We start from the raw sequence: 17,061 nt of genomic DNA, 5'->3' as shown, positions 1-17,061 counted from the left end.
ACCATTCCTCTTCTGTTTATAAAGACAAGAAGAGGGATGTGTTAATCATTTAGATATCAGTAGCCTGCAGCCCTGTTGGCTTCTTTGATGCGATTGTTTCTTGCGTCTTTATCGTGTTGGTCTTTTGCCTGCATTATCCCACTTGCAGCATCCACCCAATCATTTGCGGTACAACCTGATAATACCATACTCAACATTAATGCAAACGCATACTTCATTTTAACTCCATCATTCATTATTGTATAAATAGCGTCTGTGTAATGCTCAATGTATTTAACGCTAATGCGGTTAATTTAACAAATAATCATATCTCAGGCAAGGTGAGGATTTCGAACCCGTACATGTAATGGGTAATTCATAATGATTAGCTGAAATAATTGAAGGGCCGGGTAGAAATAGCACTGCATAAAAAACGACATATCGTCTTGAGTGGATTATTAAACAGCGAATTAATTAGCCTCTGTGACAGAGGTTATCTTTACGCGTCAACGCATAGCTGCGCCACTCCCGGCGATTGTCATTCGTCGGGAGCTATCTTTATTTATCGAACCAGTAGTACTTTGAGTTCAGAACACCGGCAAACCCAGCCCTTGCTTTACTTCTTTTAATGTCTGCTGCGTGACCTCGTGCGCCTCTTCGCTTCCTTTTTTGAGCATCGCCATCAGCATACCTTTATCCTGGATGTAGGTTGCCCGCCGCTCGCGCATCGGGGCGATAAGCTCCTGCAAGCACATCTCCAGCTCGTTTTTGCATGTCCGGTCACCCAGCCCGCCGCGCTGATAATGTGCTTTCATCTCCGCCACTTTCGCTTTATCCGGATGAAAAGCATCGAGGTAAGTAAATACCATATTGCCGTCAATCTGCCCCGGATCGGACACTTTTAGATGATTGGGATCGGTGTACATTGCGCTGACCGCATGATGAATAGCCTCTTCGCTGGCGGACAGAAGTAGTGTGTTGCCGAGCGATTTTGACATTTTGGCATTACCGTCGATCCCTGGAAGACGGCTGGTCTCACTCAGTAGCGCTTTACAATGCGACAAGACAGAGGTCGGTAACAGACTATTCATCTTATGCACGATCTCATTGGTCTGTTCGATCATGGGCAACTGATCGTCGCCGACGGGAACCACCTCGGCTTTGAAGGCGGTAATATCTGCCGCCTGGCTGATGGGATAAACCAGAAAGCCAACCGGTAACGAGCGGGCAAATCCTTTCTGCGCAATTTCGTTTTTGACCGTAGGATTTCGCTCCACGCGAGCCACGGTAACGATGTTCATATAAAGCGCGGTCAGCTCAGCGAGGGCAGGCAGGGCCGACTGCAGACAAATGGTGGTGAGTGACGGGTCGATTCCTGCGGCGAGGTAATCAGCCAGCACTTCGGGAATATTGTTGCGGATCTTTTGTGGTGTGCTGCCGTTATCGGTTAGCCCTTGCAGGTCAGCAACCAATATAAACTGCTGATAATCATGTTGCAGCGTGGCGCGCTGGCGCAGAGAGCCAACATAGTGGCCGAGATGCAGCGGGCCAGTGGGACGATCGCCAGTGAGGATGATAGTTTTGTTGTTCATGTAAGACTCCTTAATCAAAAAACCGAAAGGGGTCTTTAAATGCAAATAACCGCCTTTCGGCGGTTATTTAAAATGGGGAAAACACATTCTGACCGCCTTTAAGAAGGCAGCCACCACAGGTTGTGATTAAACGCGGTGATATCGTGTTTTGTGTTCATCCTGTCAACATATCACCGCCTGGCGCAGAGGTAAAGCAATGCACGGCGTACTGACGTATCTTAGCTCGCTTCCAGCATGCCAAAGCTCACGATGCGCGAACGGCCTAACTCTTTCGCGCGATACAGCGCCACGTCTGCGGCGCGCAGAAGATTGTCGCTCTGGGCGTGCTGCGGATAGCTGGCAACGCCGATAGAGACATCAACGTGACCAATCTCTGAGAGTCCAAAGCGCAGCGACAGTTCGCGTACACCATTATAAATATCTGTCGCAAAGCGGTTGGCGGCCTGCTCATCCGTATTGGCCAGCAACACCAGAAACTCTTCACCGCCGTAGCGGAAGGCCATGCCGCTGTCATGGACAACGCGCTGAATAGTGGTGGCGATACTTTTTATTACGCTATCGCCCGCCTCATGGCCAAAGCGGTCGTTAATATTTTTGAAATGATCGATATCGATCATCAGGCAACTGATTGGCTCTTTGTTACGCACTGCCTGGCTCATCTGGGTGCGCAGCGTATCTTCCAGATGGTGACGGTTGCGCAGGCCGGTTAGCGGGTCGTAGAGCGCTTTCTCCAGCAGCGCATCACGCAGGCGCTGGTTGGCTAACGCCAGACCGAGTGCTTCCGCCATCAGTTCCAGATACGCGCGAGAGGGAGCGGAATCATTGCTGAGGTTCTGGAATGAGAGCAGGCCGATGGCTTCACCCTGGGCAATCAGTGGCACGCACAGGGTATGCTGCTGGCATGATTCCGGTAGATGGTAGCAGGCGATATCGGGTTCGCCTTGCACCGGTGGATGGCTCTGACCGCGGCGCACTGCCCAGCATTCGTCCGGGTGGAAAGCATCCGCTTTGCCCTGCGGTGAAAGCCATTGCGCAACGCAGCGCATTTGCCATGGCTCTCGATCCAGTATGTAAAGCCGCCCGGCAATACCGGGAGCAACATTCGGCGCAAACAGCTCTGCCACATTAATGACATCGGCAAAATTCTCGCAGCCTTGCAAACGTTGAGTCATACGTGCGAGCAGCTCGCGGATTGCCCAGTCAGCGTCTCGTTCTTTCTCCAGTCGCTGACGTGCCAGGCCGTTCTCGCGAAAAATGCGGATCGCCTGCGCCATATCGCCGATTTCATCGATCTGATTAAAGCTGGGTGTCTCAACGGCGTAATCCTGCGACGCCAGACGGTTAACCACATCGCTCAAACGCACCACGGGACGCAGTACGCGGCGTTTTAAAATAAAGCCGAGAACGAACAAAAATAGCAGCGCCGTCAGCCCGACCATCACTTCCGAAGCCGTACGTAGCGTGCGCGATGTCTGAGTGGCATCTTCAATGGTGTTGCGTACGCGGCTGTCGAGTAACTGACGGAAATGATCTATCCGGTCCTGGGCTCGCTCCAGTTCCTGTTCATAGGATTTGCCATACAGCAGGGCGATGGCCTGCGACTCTTCTCCGCGCGCGACGCTGGCAAGCGCCGCAGCTTGCTCATCCTGCAGGGTATCAACAATCTGCAGCCCTTCATGCAATAGCGCCAGCTCTTCATCCGTCGCCCCAATGTCTTTTAGTTTCGACAGCCGCTGTTCAACGGCTTTCAGCGACGCTTCTTTCTGGCGGTAGGCGTTAAGCGCTTCAGGGTCTTTTGCAATAACATATTCGCGTGCCAGACTGGACAGCGACCAGGCATCGAGCTCGACTTCTTCGGTCAGTTGATCGAATTGATAACGCTGCTCCACCACCTGGCGTTCGGTGTTATCGGCGCTGGAGGCCATCAACATGACAACGCCGGAGGCAATGGTCAGACACACCGTCGCGCTGTAGGCCCAGTTGGTGATTGTGGCAATTCGCACTGATTAGTTCCTTCTGCGACGATTAATGAATAAGCATGATTGAAATTATAGGAAACGTATGATTTTGCGTGAAAATAAAAAAGGCGGTCTCAGGACCGCCTTCTGTTATCGTCCTGCCATCATAAATCTGGAGGATTTTTTCCTTCTTCCATAAAGGCTTCGTCGATTCCTTCCACGTTACCTTCATGATCGCGCCCGGAAAACAGGTTCCAGCAGGTAATGAACAGTGCGGCAATCAGGGGGCCAATCACAAAGCCGTTAATGCCGTAGATCTCCATTCCGCCGAGAGTGGAAATCAGAATCAGATAATCCGGCATTTTGGTGTCTTTACCCACCAGCAGCGGGCGCAGGATATTGTCCACCAGCCCGACGATAATCACGAAGAAGCCAACGATAAACAGCCCTTGCCAAAGCTGGTGCGTGGCGAAGAGGAATATTGCCGCAGGTACCCAGACGATCGCTGAGCCGACCGCGGGCACGAGGGAGAGAAACGCCATCAGCGCGCCCCACAGAACGCTGCCGTCGATGTCGACAATTGCAAACGCGATGCCGCCAAGAATACCCTGAACCAACGCCACGACCGCTGTGCCCTTGACCGTTGCCCGCGTCACGCCGACGAATTTGGCAAACAGGTGCTGTTTGGCAAAATCAGAAAGCGGTAATGAGTCCAGAATCTGGCGCACCAGGTACGGCCCGTCCTTCAGTAAGAAAAACAGCAGATACAGCATGATGCCAAAGCTAATAGCAAAGCCGAATGTCCCCTTACCAATCAGGAACGCGCTGCCGGCGAGGTACTGTCCACCCTGCAGTACAACGTCGGACAGTTTTTTCTGGATCTGCGCGACGTTATCCAGATTATGTTCTGCGAGGAATCCTCTGGCCCAGTCAGGAAGATACGAAATAATGGCGGTGACCACTTCCGGGAACTGAGTGTCGTTTTGTTGTAATTTGGCATACACCACGTTCAGCTCAATAGCCAACGAGGAGAAGATCACCATCAGTGGGATAAAAACAATCAGACAGATGATGCCGATGGTGAGCAGTGACGCCAGCCCGTTACGTTCGCCAAGCGCGCTGCGCAGTCTGTTTTTCACCGGGTTAAAGATGGTGGTTAAGATTGCGGCCCACAAAATGGCAGAGAAATAGGGAGACAACACATCGAAGAACGCCCAGGTCACGAGGGCAAGTATGAAAATGAAGAAACCTTTAGTCAGTCCGTTAAATCGCATTAGTGAACCCTGTAATGAGAAGCAGTCCCGACTATAGAACCGTTCAGGGGAATTACCAACTTTCGCTGCGCATATTTACTTAAATTGGTTAACCTGTTTTTCGTAGGGAGCCTGCGACAGATAAATAACGTACGCTATGATTTATTAGTGAAACAGTCATACTTTTCTTCCCGAAAAAGGGCGTCAAAAAAAGAGGGGGCGTTATGAACACTCAACCTGTAATCGGGATTAGTGGATGTTTAACCGGCTCAGCCGTGCGTTTTGACGGCGGGCATAAACGGATGGGATTTGTGATGGACGAGCTGGCTCAGTGGGTGACTTTTAAACCTGTCTGCCCGGAGATGTCCATCGGTTTGCCTGTACCACGCCCCGCGTTGCGTTTGGTTCAAACCGCCCAGGGGAATATCCGCATGTGTTTTAGCCATGCGCCTGGTGAGGATGTAACCGATAAAATGTCCGATTTCACCGCTTCATATATCAATGGACTTGGCGGTCTGTCGGGTTTTATCGTCTGTGCTAAATCACCGAGCTGCGGAATGGAGAGAGTGAGGCTGTATGACGAACAGGGAAATCGTGGGCGAAAAGAGGGAATCGGTCTGTTTACCGGCACCTTAATGGAAACCTACCCGTGGTTGCCGGTCGAAGAAGATGGCCGCTTGCACGATCCGGTGCTGAGGGAGAACTTTGTCGAGCGAGTGTTCGCGTTACATGAACTTAATATGCTGCGAGCCACTGGTCTTACTCGCCACGGTTTACTCAACTTCCACAGCCGCTATAAGCTCCAGCTTTTGGCTCATCACCAGGCGGGTTACCGGGATATTGGCCCTTTCGTGGCCTCGCTCCATCAATGGGATGATTTGGACGCTTTTTTCGTGGTATATCGCGAAAAGCTAATGGCAATCCTCAAAAAGCCCGCCTCACGGAAAAATCACACCAACGTACTGATGCATATTCAGGGCTACTTCCGCGATCGGTTGAACACCCGCCAGCGCGGAGAGTTGCGTGACGTGATCCTCAACTATAGCGGCGGACTGCTGCCAATATTGGCGCCACTGACTCTGCTCAAGCACTACCTTGCTGAATACCCAGACAGCTATTTGCTTACCCAGAACTATTTTGATCCTTATCCGAAGGATTTAGCCCTACGGTTAATGATTAATTAGCCTGATGGCGAGTAAATCTGGGGCAGAAATATCCGTTGTTCGCGAAGGTTATCCCTGCCGTTTTCTGATGCGTTTAAGCAGGGATAACTTTCACGGTGTGTAATCGATGAGAAAATGCGGCCCTGCACCCACGGGCAAATGTGCCGACCGCGATTTAACCGTTTCTGATTTCTTCATCGATACAAGGCTGAGGTTTGCCAAACAGATATCCTTGCGCGAAATCGCAGCCCAGAGCCTGAAGTCTTGTCAGTTGCTCCTGCGTTTCAACACCTTCTGCAACAGCCTTCATATTGAGAGATTTCGCCATACCCGTGATCAGTTTGATGATAGTCAGGGCGTCTTCCTGTGTAGATATAGAATGCACAAAGGACTTGTCTATTTTGATTTTATCGAAGGCCAGTCTGCTGAGGCGCGAAAGAGAAGAGTATCCGGTACCAAAATCATCGATGGAGATTTTTACCCCCAGGGCCCGGAGCTTATTAAGCGTATTTATCGGCGTAGCACTCTCGGTAAAGAGAGAGGATTCAGTCACTTCCAGTTCGAGGCGGTCAGGTGGAAGTCCAGTTTCTTTCAGAATGGTTAACACGATTCCTGCAAAGGCCTTGCTGCTTAGCTGGACAGGGGAGACATTGACTGAAATTTTAGCCGGAACCGCCCAACCCGCGGCTTCCCTGCAGGCAATTTCCAGCACCGCTTTCCCCATCTCATTAATCATCCCTGTTTTTTCAGCAACAGGAATAAAGCTATCCGGCGACAAGAGGCCCTTGAGAGGATGGACCCAACGAATTAGCGCCTCATAGCTGTATATTTTCTGACTGAAAGAATCGACAATAGGCTGGTAATACACCACGAACTCTTTGTTCACTATTGCTAATGCCATATCATGCTCAAGCGTTCTGCTTTCCTGCAATTTTTCTAACATTCGTTGCCGGAAGACTTTTATTTTGCCAGAGCCTTCATTTTTGGCTTCATAAAGGGCCAGATCGGCAAATTTATAAAGATAGTCGGAGCGACGCTCATTTTCTGAGATAACAATGCCAACACAGGTAGTTATGTTGATAATTGTGTTGTAAATGGTGTAGGGCTGGCTGATAAACTCACATATTTTCTGGGCTCGCGAAACGGCCCGACTTTCTGTCAGGCCACTTGAGAGAAACGCAAACTCATCCCCGCCTAAGCGATACAGCGTATCCGACGTAAGGCTTGTCGAAATCAGACGATCGGATATCTGGCGCAGTAACATATCACCGGCATCATGACCATACGTATCATTGACCTCTTTGAATCGATCTAAATCAAACAACATCACCGTCACAGCATCGTTATTTTTCTCTGCCATTTCGATTGTTTTATTTAAATCGCTCCAGAATAGCTGGCGGTTATTCATCTCGGTGAGCGAGTCATGGTAGACGTCATATTCCAGCTTGGCATTCTGAATTTGTAGCTTTTCCTTCGATTTTTGCAGTTCTTCGGCAAGACTCTTGACCTGAAGGTGCCCCCGCAGAATATTTCTGTTTTGATAAAAAATGAGCACGCCCAGAATCGCACTCAGTATTATTAGCAGTACAGATGTCGTTGAGTAAATATAGTACAGCGTTTGAATTTTTTGGTTGGCGTTATTAATCGAGTTAACATCTTTGTTTAATGCGCCGGATGAAAGACGCCCAAGTTGTGCATCCAGGGTATGCATCTTTTTCAGATATGCCTGGAGTGCTGGACGGTTCATTTTCTCGAGATTATCATCCAGATAACTAAGGATATTTTCAAGTGTTACCGCTAGCTCACGGTGGGCTATATTGCTTTCTATGTAGCGCCCCAAATCACCTTCTTTTATCAAATCACTCTGGCTGAGCATAATGTCGAGACGCATGCGTACATCATCAAGATTCATCGTATCATCGATAGTGTAAAGACCAAGCAACGATTCAAATCGGTAATATTGAGATACCAACTGAGCGGCAGACCAGGAATCGGTGTAGTGAGTCAGTTTCTGTAGCTCTTGTTGCCTTTCATGCACGAGGAAAGAGATATATCCGGTCGATATAAAAAGAAAAAAGATGATGCCAGCCAGTATTCTGTTCATGATGTTCCTCTGAACGCTTACTCAATATCCATACTACTGACCTGCCATGCAGACCTTGAATAATAAATCTGATTATTTAGTTCCGGCATGCTGTCATAGGGGTACACAATGAATAATGGGCCCTTATCACGGATGCGCATATATTTTCCGTTGATTTTTAAAGCAAGGATGGCATTGTATTTTTTGAAATCACTGAGAGGGATAACGGTGGTGTAGTCATTAAGCGCAGTAACCTTTACAACGGAGCCGCTCGCCCCAACATAATCCATGAGTTTTTGTAGTGGAATACCCGTAAAGGTCGTACGTCCATTATACCAGGGGGAGGTGGTCTGAAAACTTACCATGCCCAGCTTCTCAAGGCTGGCGGTATCAAAAACCGCTTTCCCGTCTTCATTTGTATTTTCAATATTACCGGATAACGTTAAAAGAACTTTACCGGTGGGCCTGGAAAGTTCACCCGCCCAAAGCTGGGTGGAGAGCACAACGCTTACCAACATGACTATTAACCGCATTCTAACCTCACCAATCAGCCGGATGTAAAAGAATTATAATTTAGATATCACGCTATTTATATATTCCGCCTGTCTATTATTGGTGATGTGAAGCTATTTGTATTTTAATTCATTTAAATCAATGGGTTGCCATGCTTTATGGTTATGAATATTTATTAAATCAGGCGAAGTCTGTTATTAACGGACGGTGATTTTTGTTGTGTCTGTACAAAAAACACTCACTCTGTGGTTGTTAAAAAATCACACGATCATAAAGGTTTATTTTTTTGTGCAGCGACAGGGAATCGTTGTTTTATCGGCGGGTAACCTTGTTGAATAAATCAAACTTTTGCCTATTCCCGGGATTAGATTACACAGGCGTAGCAGACGTTCAAAAATAGTCAATTATCAGGAATTCAAAATATGCAAAATCACCTACGGGATTGTCAGCAACTTAATGAACTTATCAATGGCTGGATGCACCGCGATTGGGGGAATATGCCGCGCTGGCTTGCTGCCTGAGCCAGGCGGATATACCTTGCTGAGCGCCGCATAACCGGGTTTAGTCGCCAGCCTGAGCCGACTGGCGGGCATACAGATACGCGGTCGCTCTGGAGACGCCCAGATGCTGCGCCACAGTGTCCATAGATTTTCGTACGTTCAGCAAACCGTCTTTGCGTAATTGTTGAATCAGTCGTTTACGGTCTTCAGGTTTCAGGGCGCGGGCCGTCGTTGCGAATTTAGCGGCAAAGTCATCGATACGCTGGCGGATGACTTCGTTACTGCCGGGATCGATATGTTCCTTAATGGGAGAGTCAGCGGTTTCAGTAAAACGCGCAAGGGCACTCTGCATGCCACGAAACAGCGTCATATCCACGTTCAGACAGAGTGCTGCTACGTATTTGCCTTCATCATCCTTGATGCCGATGGAGGTACTTTTCACCGGGCGGCCATCGGCAAACTGGTTGCTGTAGTTGGCTATAATGCTGGGGAATTCAGGCGATGCGATTCGCGCCAGACCCAGTTCTGTTGCCGGTTGGCCGGGTTCTCGCCCGGACAGGTTATTATGGATGGATAAAATGGCATGTTCAGGATTTTTGAGATCATGAACCACCACTTCGCAAAACGGAGAGAAGGTCTCGCTCAAGCCCCTGGCGATAGTGTCAATTTGGCTGAGAAGTGAGTTGTTATCGGTTTTTGGCATGCCAGTCTCCTGCGGTGATGCCTGTTGCCATGATTGCGGGCAGTTTACAGTGAGCAGGGTTCGCTTTTCCAGACGCGAGTGTTCAGACGGTAATAAGGTATCCGCATGGCAGATACCTTCTTGATTACCCGGCAAGGAATTCACTGTAGCGGCTGATATCCACGTTCCCACCGCTGATGATAATGCCGATTTTTTTGCCGTGAAGTTCAGCTTTGCGCGCTCTGGCGGCGGCAAAACCCAGACAGCCAGTCGGCTCCACGACAATTTTCATTCGCTCAGCGATAAATTTCATCGAGGCGACTAATTCTTCGTCTGAGACAGTCAGAATATCGTGCACATTTTGCTGGATAATCGGAAACGTAATATTCCCGAGATGTTGGGTCTGAGCACCGTCAGCAATGGTTTTCGGCGTATCGATATGAACAATCTTTCCGCTGCGAAACGACTGTTGACCATCGTTTCCTGCCTCCGGCTCGACACCATAGATGATGCAGTCAGGTGACAGATGTCTGGCTGCCAGTGAGGAGCCCGAAAGCAGGCCGCCGCCGCCCAGACACACGAAAAGAACGTCTAGCTGACCCACTTCTTCAATCAGCTCTTTTGTGGCGGTACCCTGGCCCGCAATCACGTGCGGATGGTCGTATGGCGGGATCAGCGTCAATCCTTTTTTCTCTGCCAGCTCCCGTCCGATTTTTTCACGATCTTCGGTATAGCGATCGTAAATCACCACATTTCCACCATAGCCTTTTGTGGCTGCAACTTTAGCCGCCGGGGCATCATGCGGCATGATAATCGTCGCCGGGATCCCCAATAATTTTGCCGACAGGGCAATGGCCTGCGCATGGTTGCCGGACGAAAAGGTGACGACGCCCGCAGCGCGTTGTTCTGGCGTGAACTGGCGTAACGCATTCATGGCTCCGCGAAATTTAAACGCGCCCATTCTCTGGAAGTTTTCGCACTTGAAGAAAACTTCAGCACCAAATTCGTCATTAACCGTTCGGGAGGTCATCACCGGCGTTTTGTTGGCATAGTCGGCGATGCGCTCTGCCGCGGCGGCAACATCGTTATAATCAGGCAGTGTCATCTCAGTCATTGTTGTTCACCTGTATGTCGTTAAACGTCATGCTTGTGGGGCCAGGGCTATAGCTTCAACTTCCAGCGCGAAACCATAATGAAGTTCTGCAACGCCCGCTACCGCGCGGGAGGGCCGGAAATCACCGATCCACTCCCCATAGATTTTGTTAAACGTTGGCCATTGGTTGATATCTGTTACATAGACGCGTACTGACACCAGGTGCTGTCGAGAAACCCCAGCGCCAGCCAGGCAGGCATCAATATTCTGCAGTACCAGCCGCGTCTGCTCTTCAAAAGAGGCCTCGGTTTTTTTTTCGCCATCACTTGTGACCGGCAACTGACCAGAAATGAAGACGAATCCGCCAGCCGTTGTACTGTGTGAGTAATGACCTGCAGGCGGAAAACCTCCTGCAGATGAGTTCAATGTAATGTCCACGGACATAAGAGAATCTCCTGTAGTTAGTGGTAATTCATTTTGTATAAAATAATACTGTTTGTATTATTTTATACGCTTTCAAACCGCGTTCGGCTAGTGATAGTTTTCACAGGTGATGATTTTGTGAACTATGGCAAACGTGACCCACGTTATATAGCTATCCTGGCGCGGTGAAAGAGGGGGAACGCTTTTGATGAGGGTAAAGCAGGGGAGTGAAGAAGCGCCCCGGGGCGGGGCGTTAAAGCCAAAAATTAGCCGATATGGCCGTGGTTAATCTTACTTAACGGTTCATTGATATCGAAGATTTTGCACGTCACGTCTTCCACACCCAGGTGCTTCAGGCGGGCCGTGTGTTTTTTGATATAGGCCAGAGCGCTGTCTTCATCCTGAAACAGGTAGATGCCACCCGCTTCGTGGTTTGCTGCGTTCTCGGTCCAGATTTTCCAGATGAAACCCGGCTCCTGGTTGATGGATTCGGCCAGTTCAACAAGTTGATGTGACATCTCAGCGCCAAACGGACCAGGAAAATCAAAGTGTATCTGCACGAGTTTGTTCGCCATAAATCCTCCATGGATTGGTTAATTTGGGTAAGGCTGCTAGCGTAACAGCACTTTACCCGTCAGATAAGTTACTGCTTGTCCACCAATATAAACACGCGTTCCTGTCAGCTGGCAGCGTAAATCGCCACCGCGTTCAGAGACCTGGCGCGCCAGCATCTGCGTTTTATTCAGTTTTGCAGCCCAGTAAGGAATCAGCATGCTATGCGTCGAACCGGTGACCGGGTCTTCCGCGACCGCTTCACCCGGGCAGAAGAAACGGCTGACGAAATCGTATTCCCCGTCACCCGGCGCGGTGATACATACCATTTTCCCGAGGGGAATCATGGCGTGGATATTCGGGCGCACAGCCTCAACCTGCTGTTGATTCTCCATCACGACCATGTAATCGCGCGCGACGCGCACTTCTTTATATTCGGTGATGCCCAATGTTTCCAGCAGTAAGGTGGGCGGTTCGGCAGGTTCGCTTTGCCAGGCAGGAAAATCAAGCGTCAGCCAATCACCGCTGCGCGTGACCGTCAGTGGACCCACAAAACGGGTGGCAAAATGGATGGTCGCTTCCGGGTAATCCAGATGTTCAAAGATGACATGTGCGGCGGCAAGCGTGGCATGCCCACACAGATTAATTTCGCCTTGCGTGGTAAACCAACGCAGCTCGAAGCCATTCTCATTGGCGACAAAAAAAGCGGTTTCCGACTGGTTATGCTGCTGCGACATTTTTAATAATATTTCATCGGGCAACCAGTCATCGAGCGGGCATACTGCTGCGGCATTACCGCCAAACGTCGTAGTGGTAAAGGCATCTACCATGTAGAAATCGATTTGTTGCACGGTGTAACCCTCTCATCGCACTCAGGATATCCCACACTCTATCATGCAATGATTGTCATTGGTTAAGCGCCCTGATTCGCCAGTGTGGTAAAAATTCGCTATCATCCGTTTCCACACTTCATCCTGGCCGCTCATGTCTACGATCCTCGATACCTTTATTGCCCCGCCTTGTCATGAGGAGATAGCGATCCTCTATCAGGACGAGCATCTGGTGCTTATCAATAAACCCACCGGACTGCTTAGTTTGTCGGGGAAAAATCCGCAGAATCTCGATTCGGTACATCACCGGCTGGTACAGATTTACCCCGGCTGTACGCTGGTACATCGGCTTGATTTTGGGACGTCAGGGCTGATGGTGATTGCCCGTAACAAGGCTATCAACGCCGCGCTTTGCCAGCAGTTCAGTCAGCGCGCGGTAAGCAAGGTGTATAGTGCGTTGTTGTGCGGGCATCTGAAAAACGATGAAGGCGTTATAGATGCAGCGATTGCCAAAGACCCGGCGCTGTTTCCACTGATGTCGATTTGCGCCATTAACGGTAAACCCGCGCGCTCGCGCTATCAGGTTATTGAACGTTTTCATCATCGCCAGCAAGATGGGACATTACTCGCTTTGACGCGGGTACAGCTGACACCTGAAACCGGGCGTACCCACCAGTTGCGGATCCACTGTCAGCAGTTGGGGCATCCCATTTTGGGGTGCGATTTATATGGTGGGCGTCTGCTGCCAGGCACCGAACGGACGTCGAGACTGATGCTGCATGCCAGTGAACTGCATTTCAGGCATCCGGTCAGTCAGGAATGGATGACGGCCCAAAACGCCAGCCCGTTTTGAGGATATAAAAAAGCCGCCAGATGGCGGCTATTTGGGGATTATCGTGCAGCGCGTTGTAAAATAACCGCTGACGGCTGGCGCTGCAGAAAACGCATCCGCAGCATCATCAACACTGCCGCAGAGGTCAGGCCGATAATAAAGCCCATCCAGAATCCTGCCGGCCCCATCCGGTCAACCACCAGATCGGTCAGCGCCAGAATATAACCGCTCGGCAGACCCAGTACCCAGTATGCCGTAAAGGTAATAAAGAAAATGGAACGCGTATCTTTATAACCACGTAGGATACCGCTGCCAATAACCTGGATAGAGTCCGATATTTGATACACCGCGGCCAGTAACATGAGCTGCGCTGCCAGAGCGACAACTTCCGGGTTATTGTTGTAGAGCAGGGCAATGTGCTCACGGAATGTCACGGTGAAAATCGCCGTCACAACCGCCATGCAGACGCCGACGCCCAGGCCTGTTCTGGCTGCGGTTTGCGCATCCAGCGTGGAACCCTGGCCCAGACGATAACCGACTCGAATGGTGACGGCTGCAGCCAGAGACATCGGCAGGACGAACATTAACGAGCTGAAGTTGAGCGCGATCTGGTGTCCGGCCACGTCGACAATCCCCAGCGGGGAAACCAGCAGCGCCACCACAGCAAACAGCGTCACTTCGAAAAATAACGCCAGCGCGATAGGTAAACCCAGCTGTACCAGGCGCTTCATTACGGCGGTGTCCGGTTTCTGGAAACCACGCTCATTACGGATATCACGCATCGAGCGTGCGCGTTTAACGTATGACAGCATGGCGATAAACATCACCCAGTAAACCGCCGCCGTTGCCACGCCGCAGCCCACGCCGCCAAGTTCCGGCATGCCAAAATGCCCATAAATGAAAACATAGTTAACAGGAATGTTCACCAGCAGGCCGAGAAATCCCATCACCATCGCCGGTTTGGTTTTGGCCAGACCTTCACACTGGTTACGGGCTACCTGGAAGAACAAATACCCCGGCGCGCCCCACAGCAACGCACGGAGGTAGCCGACGGCTTTATCCGCCAGCGCCGGGTCGATGTTATGCATGGAGCGAATAATGTATCCCGCGTTCCAGAGCACGATCATAATCAGAATGGAGACGCTGCTCGCCAGCCAGAAACCCTGACGTATTTGATGGGCTATACGATCGCGGCGCCCGGAACCATTGAGTTGCGCAATCACCGGCGTCAAGGCCAGCAGCAGTCCGTGACCAAACAGAATGGCCGGCAACCAAATAGATGTGCCAATGGCGACGGCCGCCATGTCCGTGGCGCTGTATCCGCCCGCCATGACGGTATCAACGAATCCCATTGCGGTTTGAGCGATTTGCGCAAGAATCACCGGAATTGCCAGAGCTAATAACTGACGCGCTTCACTTACATACTTTTGCACGTGTACACCACTATATTGTTGTTATTTGAGAGACTAAAAAAGCCGCCTTATATGGCAGCAAGGAGAAAAAGCAGGGGAAATTTCAGTCTATTGTAGCGAGGAATACGTAATTCTCCAGTGAAAAAACAGGCAGTAGCGGCGCATTGCTGGCAACCTGAATTTCCACCTGCTATTGTGCTGTGCAGAGATGTCTTAATTCAGTTCAGGAGTTAGAAGTATGTTTACGGGTATTGTGCAGGGCACCGCGAAATTGGTGTCCATTGATGAAAAACCAAATTTTCGTACGCATGTTGTGGAGTTACCTGAATATATGTTGGATGCGCTGGAGACCGGCGCATCGGTTGCCCACAATGGGTGCTGCCTGACGGTAACCGAAATCAACGGTAACCAGATAAGCTTTGATCTGATGAAAGAAACGCTGCGTATCACCAATCTGGGTGACCTGAAGGTTGGGGATTTGGTTAACGTTGAGCGTGCGGCAAAATTCAGTGATGAAATTGGCGGACATTTAATGTCGGGCCATATTATGACGACCGCCGAAGTGTCGAAAATTCTGACCTCGGAGAACAACCGCCAGGTGTGGTTTAAAGTTCAGGATCCGTCGCTGATGAAATACATCTTGTACAAAGGATTTATCGGAATTGATGGCATCAGTCTGACGGTCGGCGAGGTGACACCGACGCGTTTCTGTGTGCATTTGATCCCGGAAACGCTGGAACGTACGACGCTGGGTAAGAAAAAGTTAGGCGCGCGGGTCAATATCGAAATCGATCCCCAAACCCAGGCGGTGGTTGATACCGTTGAGCGCGTACTGGCGGCGCGTGAAAGCGCCATCAGTAACGTAACGGGTGAGGCGGGAGCCTAAGCCAGAGTGTAAAACCCCCGTTGGCACGGGGGTGATAACGATTAGCGGGGAACGCGCAGGCCGTGTTCAACGCCGCGGGAAAAAACCACCTGCCACAGCTGAATGTCGCGAGCACGAAACGCACCGGCGCAGGCGTTCAGGTAATAGCTGAACATCCGTTTAAAGCGTTCGGTATAGTTATCGGCGATTTCAGGCCAGGATCTCATGAAACGCTCGTGCCAGGCCATCAACGTTGTATCGTAATCCGCGCCAAAATTATGCCAGTCTTCCATCACAAAATGCGGCTCGCTGGCGTTGGCAATCTGGCGAACTGACGGTAAACAGCCGTTCGGGAAGATATATTTATTGATCCACGGATCAACGTTATTGTCGGTCTTTTTAGAGCCGATGCTATGCAGCAAAAAAAGGCCGTCGGGTTTTAAATTACGATCAACCACTTCAAAATAAGTCGCGTAGTTCTTCGGCCCCACATGCTCAAACATGCCGACGGAGACAATGCGATCAAATTTGTCGTTCAGGTCGCGATAATCCTGCAGCAAAATTGTGACATCCAGCCCCGCACAACGCGCCTGCGCCATTTTCTGCTGTTCTGCCGAAACGGTCACGCCCACCACGCTAACGCCATATTGTGACGCCATAAACTGGGATAAGCCGCCCCAGCCGCAGCCAATATCGAGCACCCGCATGCCTGGCTTCAACTGCAGTTTTTCGGCAATCATTTTTAGCTTCGCCTGTTGGGCAGATTCCAGGGTATCGGCATCTTTCCAGTAGGCGCAGGAATACTGCATATAAGGGTCCAGCATGCGGGTAAAGAGATCGTTGCCCAAATCGTAGTGTTCTTTGCCGACGACCCACGCACGTTTTTTGGTCTGTAAATTGAACAGGCGAGCCGTGGCGATACGTAGCGTGTCTTTAAAGTGGCGGGGGAGTTGGTTTTCAAGACCGGCGCGCAGGACTTTACAAAAAAACATGTCCAGCCGGTCGCATTCCCACCAGCCATCCATATAACTTTCGCCCAACCCTAACGATCCTTCCTGCAGTACGCGTTTGAAAAAATCGGGGTTCGTTACGCGAATATCTGCCGGTGCCGGACCATTAATGGTAATACCTGCACGGCTCAATAATTCATTGGTGATGCGGTACCAGTCATCATCCGGTACGCTGACGTCTTCTATACACGATGAACTCATAGCTTCTCCATCACTGGTCGGTGATCAGAACCTTAAAATAGCGTAGACGCTTTTTTGGGCTTTGTGAGAACTCTCACGGAATTAATCCGCGAATCTATAATCCGACGTAGAACAGAGGAA

16 protein-coding genes are annotated in these 17,061 nt (G+C 50.3%); 3 read left to right on the top strand and 13 right to left on the bottom strand.

Going from position 1 to position 17,061, the window contains the following annotated elements:
- Window positions 1-56: 56 nt before the first annotated feature.
- The 4 genes from HV350_RS13535 to HV350_RS13520 all read right to left on the bottom strand — a co-directional run bounded on the left by HV350_RS13535 (window position 57) and on the right by HV350_RS13520 (window position 4,803).
- On the bottom strand, window positions 57-218 hold the full coding sequence (locus HV350_RS13535) for a hypothetical protein (RefSeq protein WP_016152967.1): 162 nt from the start codon (window positions 216-218) through the stop codon (window positions 57-59).
- A 348-nt stretch (window positions 219-566) separates the two neighbouring features.
- Window positions 567-1,571, bottom strand: coding sequence for a tryptophan--tRNA ligase (trpS, locus tag HV350_RS13530; RefSeq protein ID WP_016156413.1), 1,005 nt, complete (start codon window positions 1,569-1,571; stop codon window positions 567-569).
- A 218-nt stretch (window positions 1,572-1,789) separates the two neighbouring features.
- A complete protein-coding gene (locus tag HV350_RS13525) occupies window positions 1,790-3,574 on the bottom strand; it encodes a diguanylate cyclase (RefSeq protein ID WP_047500554.1) in 1,785 nt (594 codons plus the stop codon).
- 119 nt (window positions 3,575-3,693) lie between these two features.
- The gene (locus HV350_RS13520; RefSeq protein WP_016156415.1) at window positions 3,694-4,803 is read right to left on the bottom strand and encodes an AI-2E family transporter; all 1,110 of its coding nucleotides are present in this window, start codon (window positions 4,801-4,803) and stop codon (window positions 3,694-3,696) included.
- Between the two features lie 203 nt (window positions 4,804-5,006).
- On the opposite strand from HV350_RS13520, the gene HV350_RS13515 reads away from it, so the two are divergent.
- A complete protein-coding gene (locus tag HV350_RS13515; protein WP_181628690.1) occupies window positions 5,007-5,966 on the top strand; it encodes a DUF523 and DUF1722 domain-containing protein in 960 nt (319 codons plus the stop codon).
- A gap of 154 nt (window positions 5,967-6,120) precedes the next feature.
- Here HV350_RS13515 and HV350_RS13510 read toward each other — a convergent pair whose 3' ends face one another.
- The 7 genes from HV350_RS13510 to HV350_RS13480 form a co-directional block, all read right to left on the bottom strand.
- Window positions 6,121-8,049, bottom strand: a complete 1,929-nt coding sequence (locus HV350_RS13510; protein WP_016152973.1) for a bifunctional diguanylate cyclase/phosphodiesterase — start codon at window positions 8,047-8,049, stop codon at window positions 6,121-6,123.
- Window positions 8,050-8,066: 17 nt separating this feature from the next.
- Window positions 8,067-8,561, bottom strand: a complete 495-nt coding sequence (locus HV350_RS13505; protein WP_016152974.1) for a molybdopterin-dependent oxidoreductase — start codon at window positions 8,559-8,561, stop codon at window positions 8,067-8,069.
- A 541-nt stretch (window positions 8,562-9,102) separates the two neighbouring features.
- On the bottom strand, window positions 9,103-9,744 hold the full coding sequence (locus tag HV350_RS13500) for a PAS domain-containing protein (protein ID WP_181628689.1): 642 nt from the start codon (window positions 9,742-9,744) through the stop codon (window positions 9,103-9,105).
- Between the two features lie 124 nt (window positions 9,745-9,868).
- Complete coding sequence (locus HV350_RS13495) at window positions 9,869-10,837, bottom strand: threo-3-hydroxy-L-aspartate ammonia-lyase (RefSeq protein WP_181628688.1); 969 nt, start codon at window positions 10,835-10,837, stop codon at window positions 9,869-9,871.
- 27 nt (window positions 10,838-10,864) lie between these two features.
- The gene (locus HV350_RS13490) at window positions 10,865-11,260 is read right to left on the bottom strand and encodes a RidA family protein (protein WP_019076721.1); all 396 of its coding nucleotides are present in this window, start codon (window positions 11,258-11,260) and stop codon (window positions 10,865-10,867) included.
- Between the two features lie 245 nt (window positions 11,261-11,505).
- Window positions 11,506-11,814: a monooxygenase gene (locus HV350_RS13485; RefSeq protein ID WP_016152978.1), complete on the bottom strand. Its 309-nt coding sequence runs from the start codon at window positions 11,812-11,814 to the stop codon at window positions 11,506-11,508.
- A gap of 36 nt (window positions 11,815-11,850) precedes the next feature.
- Window positions 11,851-12,642, bottom strand: a complete 792-nt coding sequence (locus tag HV350_RS13480; RefSeq protein ID WP_181628686.1) for a PhzF family phenazine biosynthesis protein — start codon at window positions 12,640-12,642, stop codon at window positions 11,851-11,853.
- 133 nt (window positions 12,643-12,775) lie between these two features.
- On the opposite strand from HV350_RS13480, the gene HV350_RS13475 reads away from it, so the two are divergent.
- Complete coding sequence (locus HV350_RS13475) at window positions 12,776-13,474, top strand: RluA family pseudouridine synthase (RefSeq protein ID WP_181628684.1); 699 nt, start codon at window positions 12,776-12,778, stop codon at window positions 13,472-13,474.
- Between the two features lie 38 nt (window positions 13,475-13,512).
- Here the strand turns inward: HV350_RS13475 and mdtK are convergent, their stop codons facing one another.
- Window positions 13,513-14,886 (bottom strand): multidrug efflux MATE transporter MdtK, encoded by a 1,374-nt coding sequence (gene mdtK / locus HV350_RS13470; protein ID WP_181628682.1) that lies wholly within the window; start codon window positions 14,884-14,886, stop codon window positions 13,513-13,515.
- A gap of 217 nt (window positions 14,887-15,103) precedes the next feature.
- Here mdtK and HV350_RS13465 point away from each other — a divergent pair, with 217 nt between their 5' ends.
- The gene (locus HV350_RS13465) at window positions 15,104-15,751 is read left to right on the top strand and encodes a riboflavin synthase (protein WP_016152982.1); all 648 of its coding nucleotides are present in this window, start codon (window positions 15,104-15,106) and stop codon (window positions 15,749-15,751) included.
- A gap of 41 nt (window positions 15,752-15,792) precedes the next feature.
- Here the strand turns inward: HV350_RS13465 and cfa are convergent, their stop codons facing one another.
- Window positions 15,793-16,941 (bottom strand): cyclopropane fatty acyl phospholipid synthase, encoded by a 1,149-nt coding sequence (gene cfa / locus HV350_RS13460; RefSeq protein WP_016152983.1) that lies wholly within the window; start codon window positions 16,939-16,941, stop codon window positions 15,793-15,795.
- Between the last annotated feature and the right edge of the window lie 120 nt (window positions 16,942-17,061).

The sequence above is a fragment of the Citrobacter sp. RHBSTW-01013 genome (genome assembly GCF_013781985.1).
GTDB lineage: Bacteria > Pseudomonadota > Gammaproteobacteria > Enterobacterales > Enterobacteriaceae > Citrobacter > Citrobacter braakii.
This window is presented reverse-complemented; position numbering and strand designations above follow the sequence as displayed.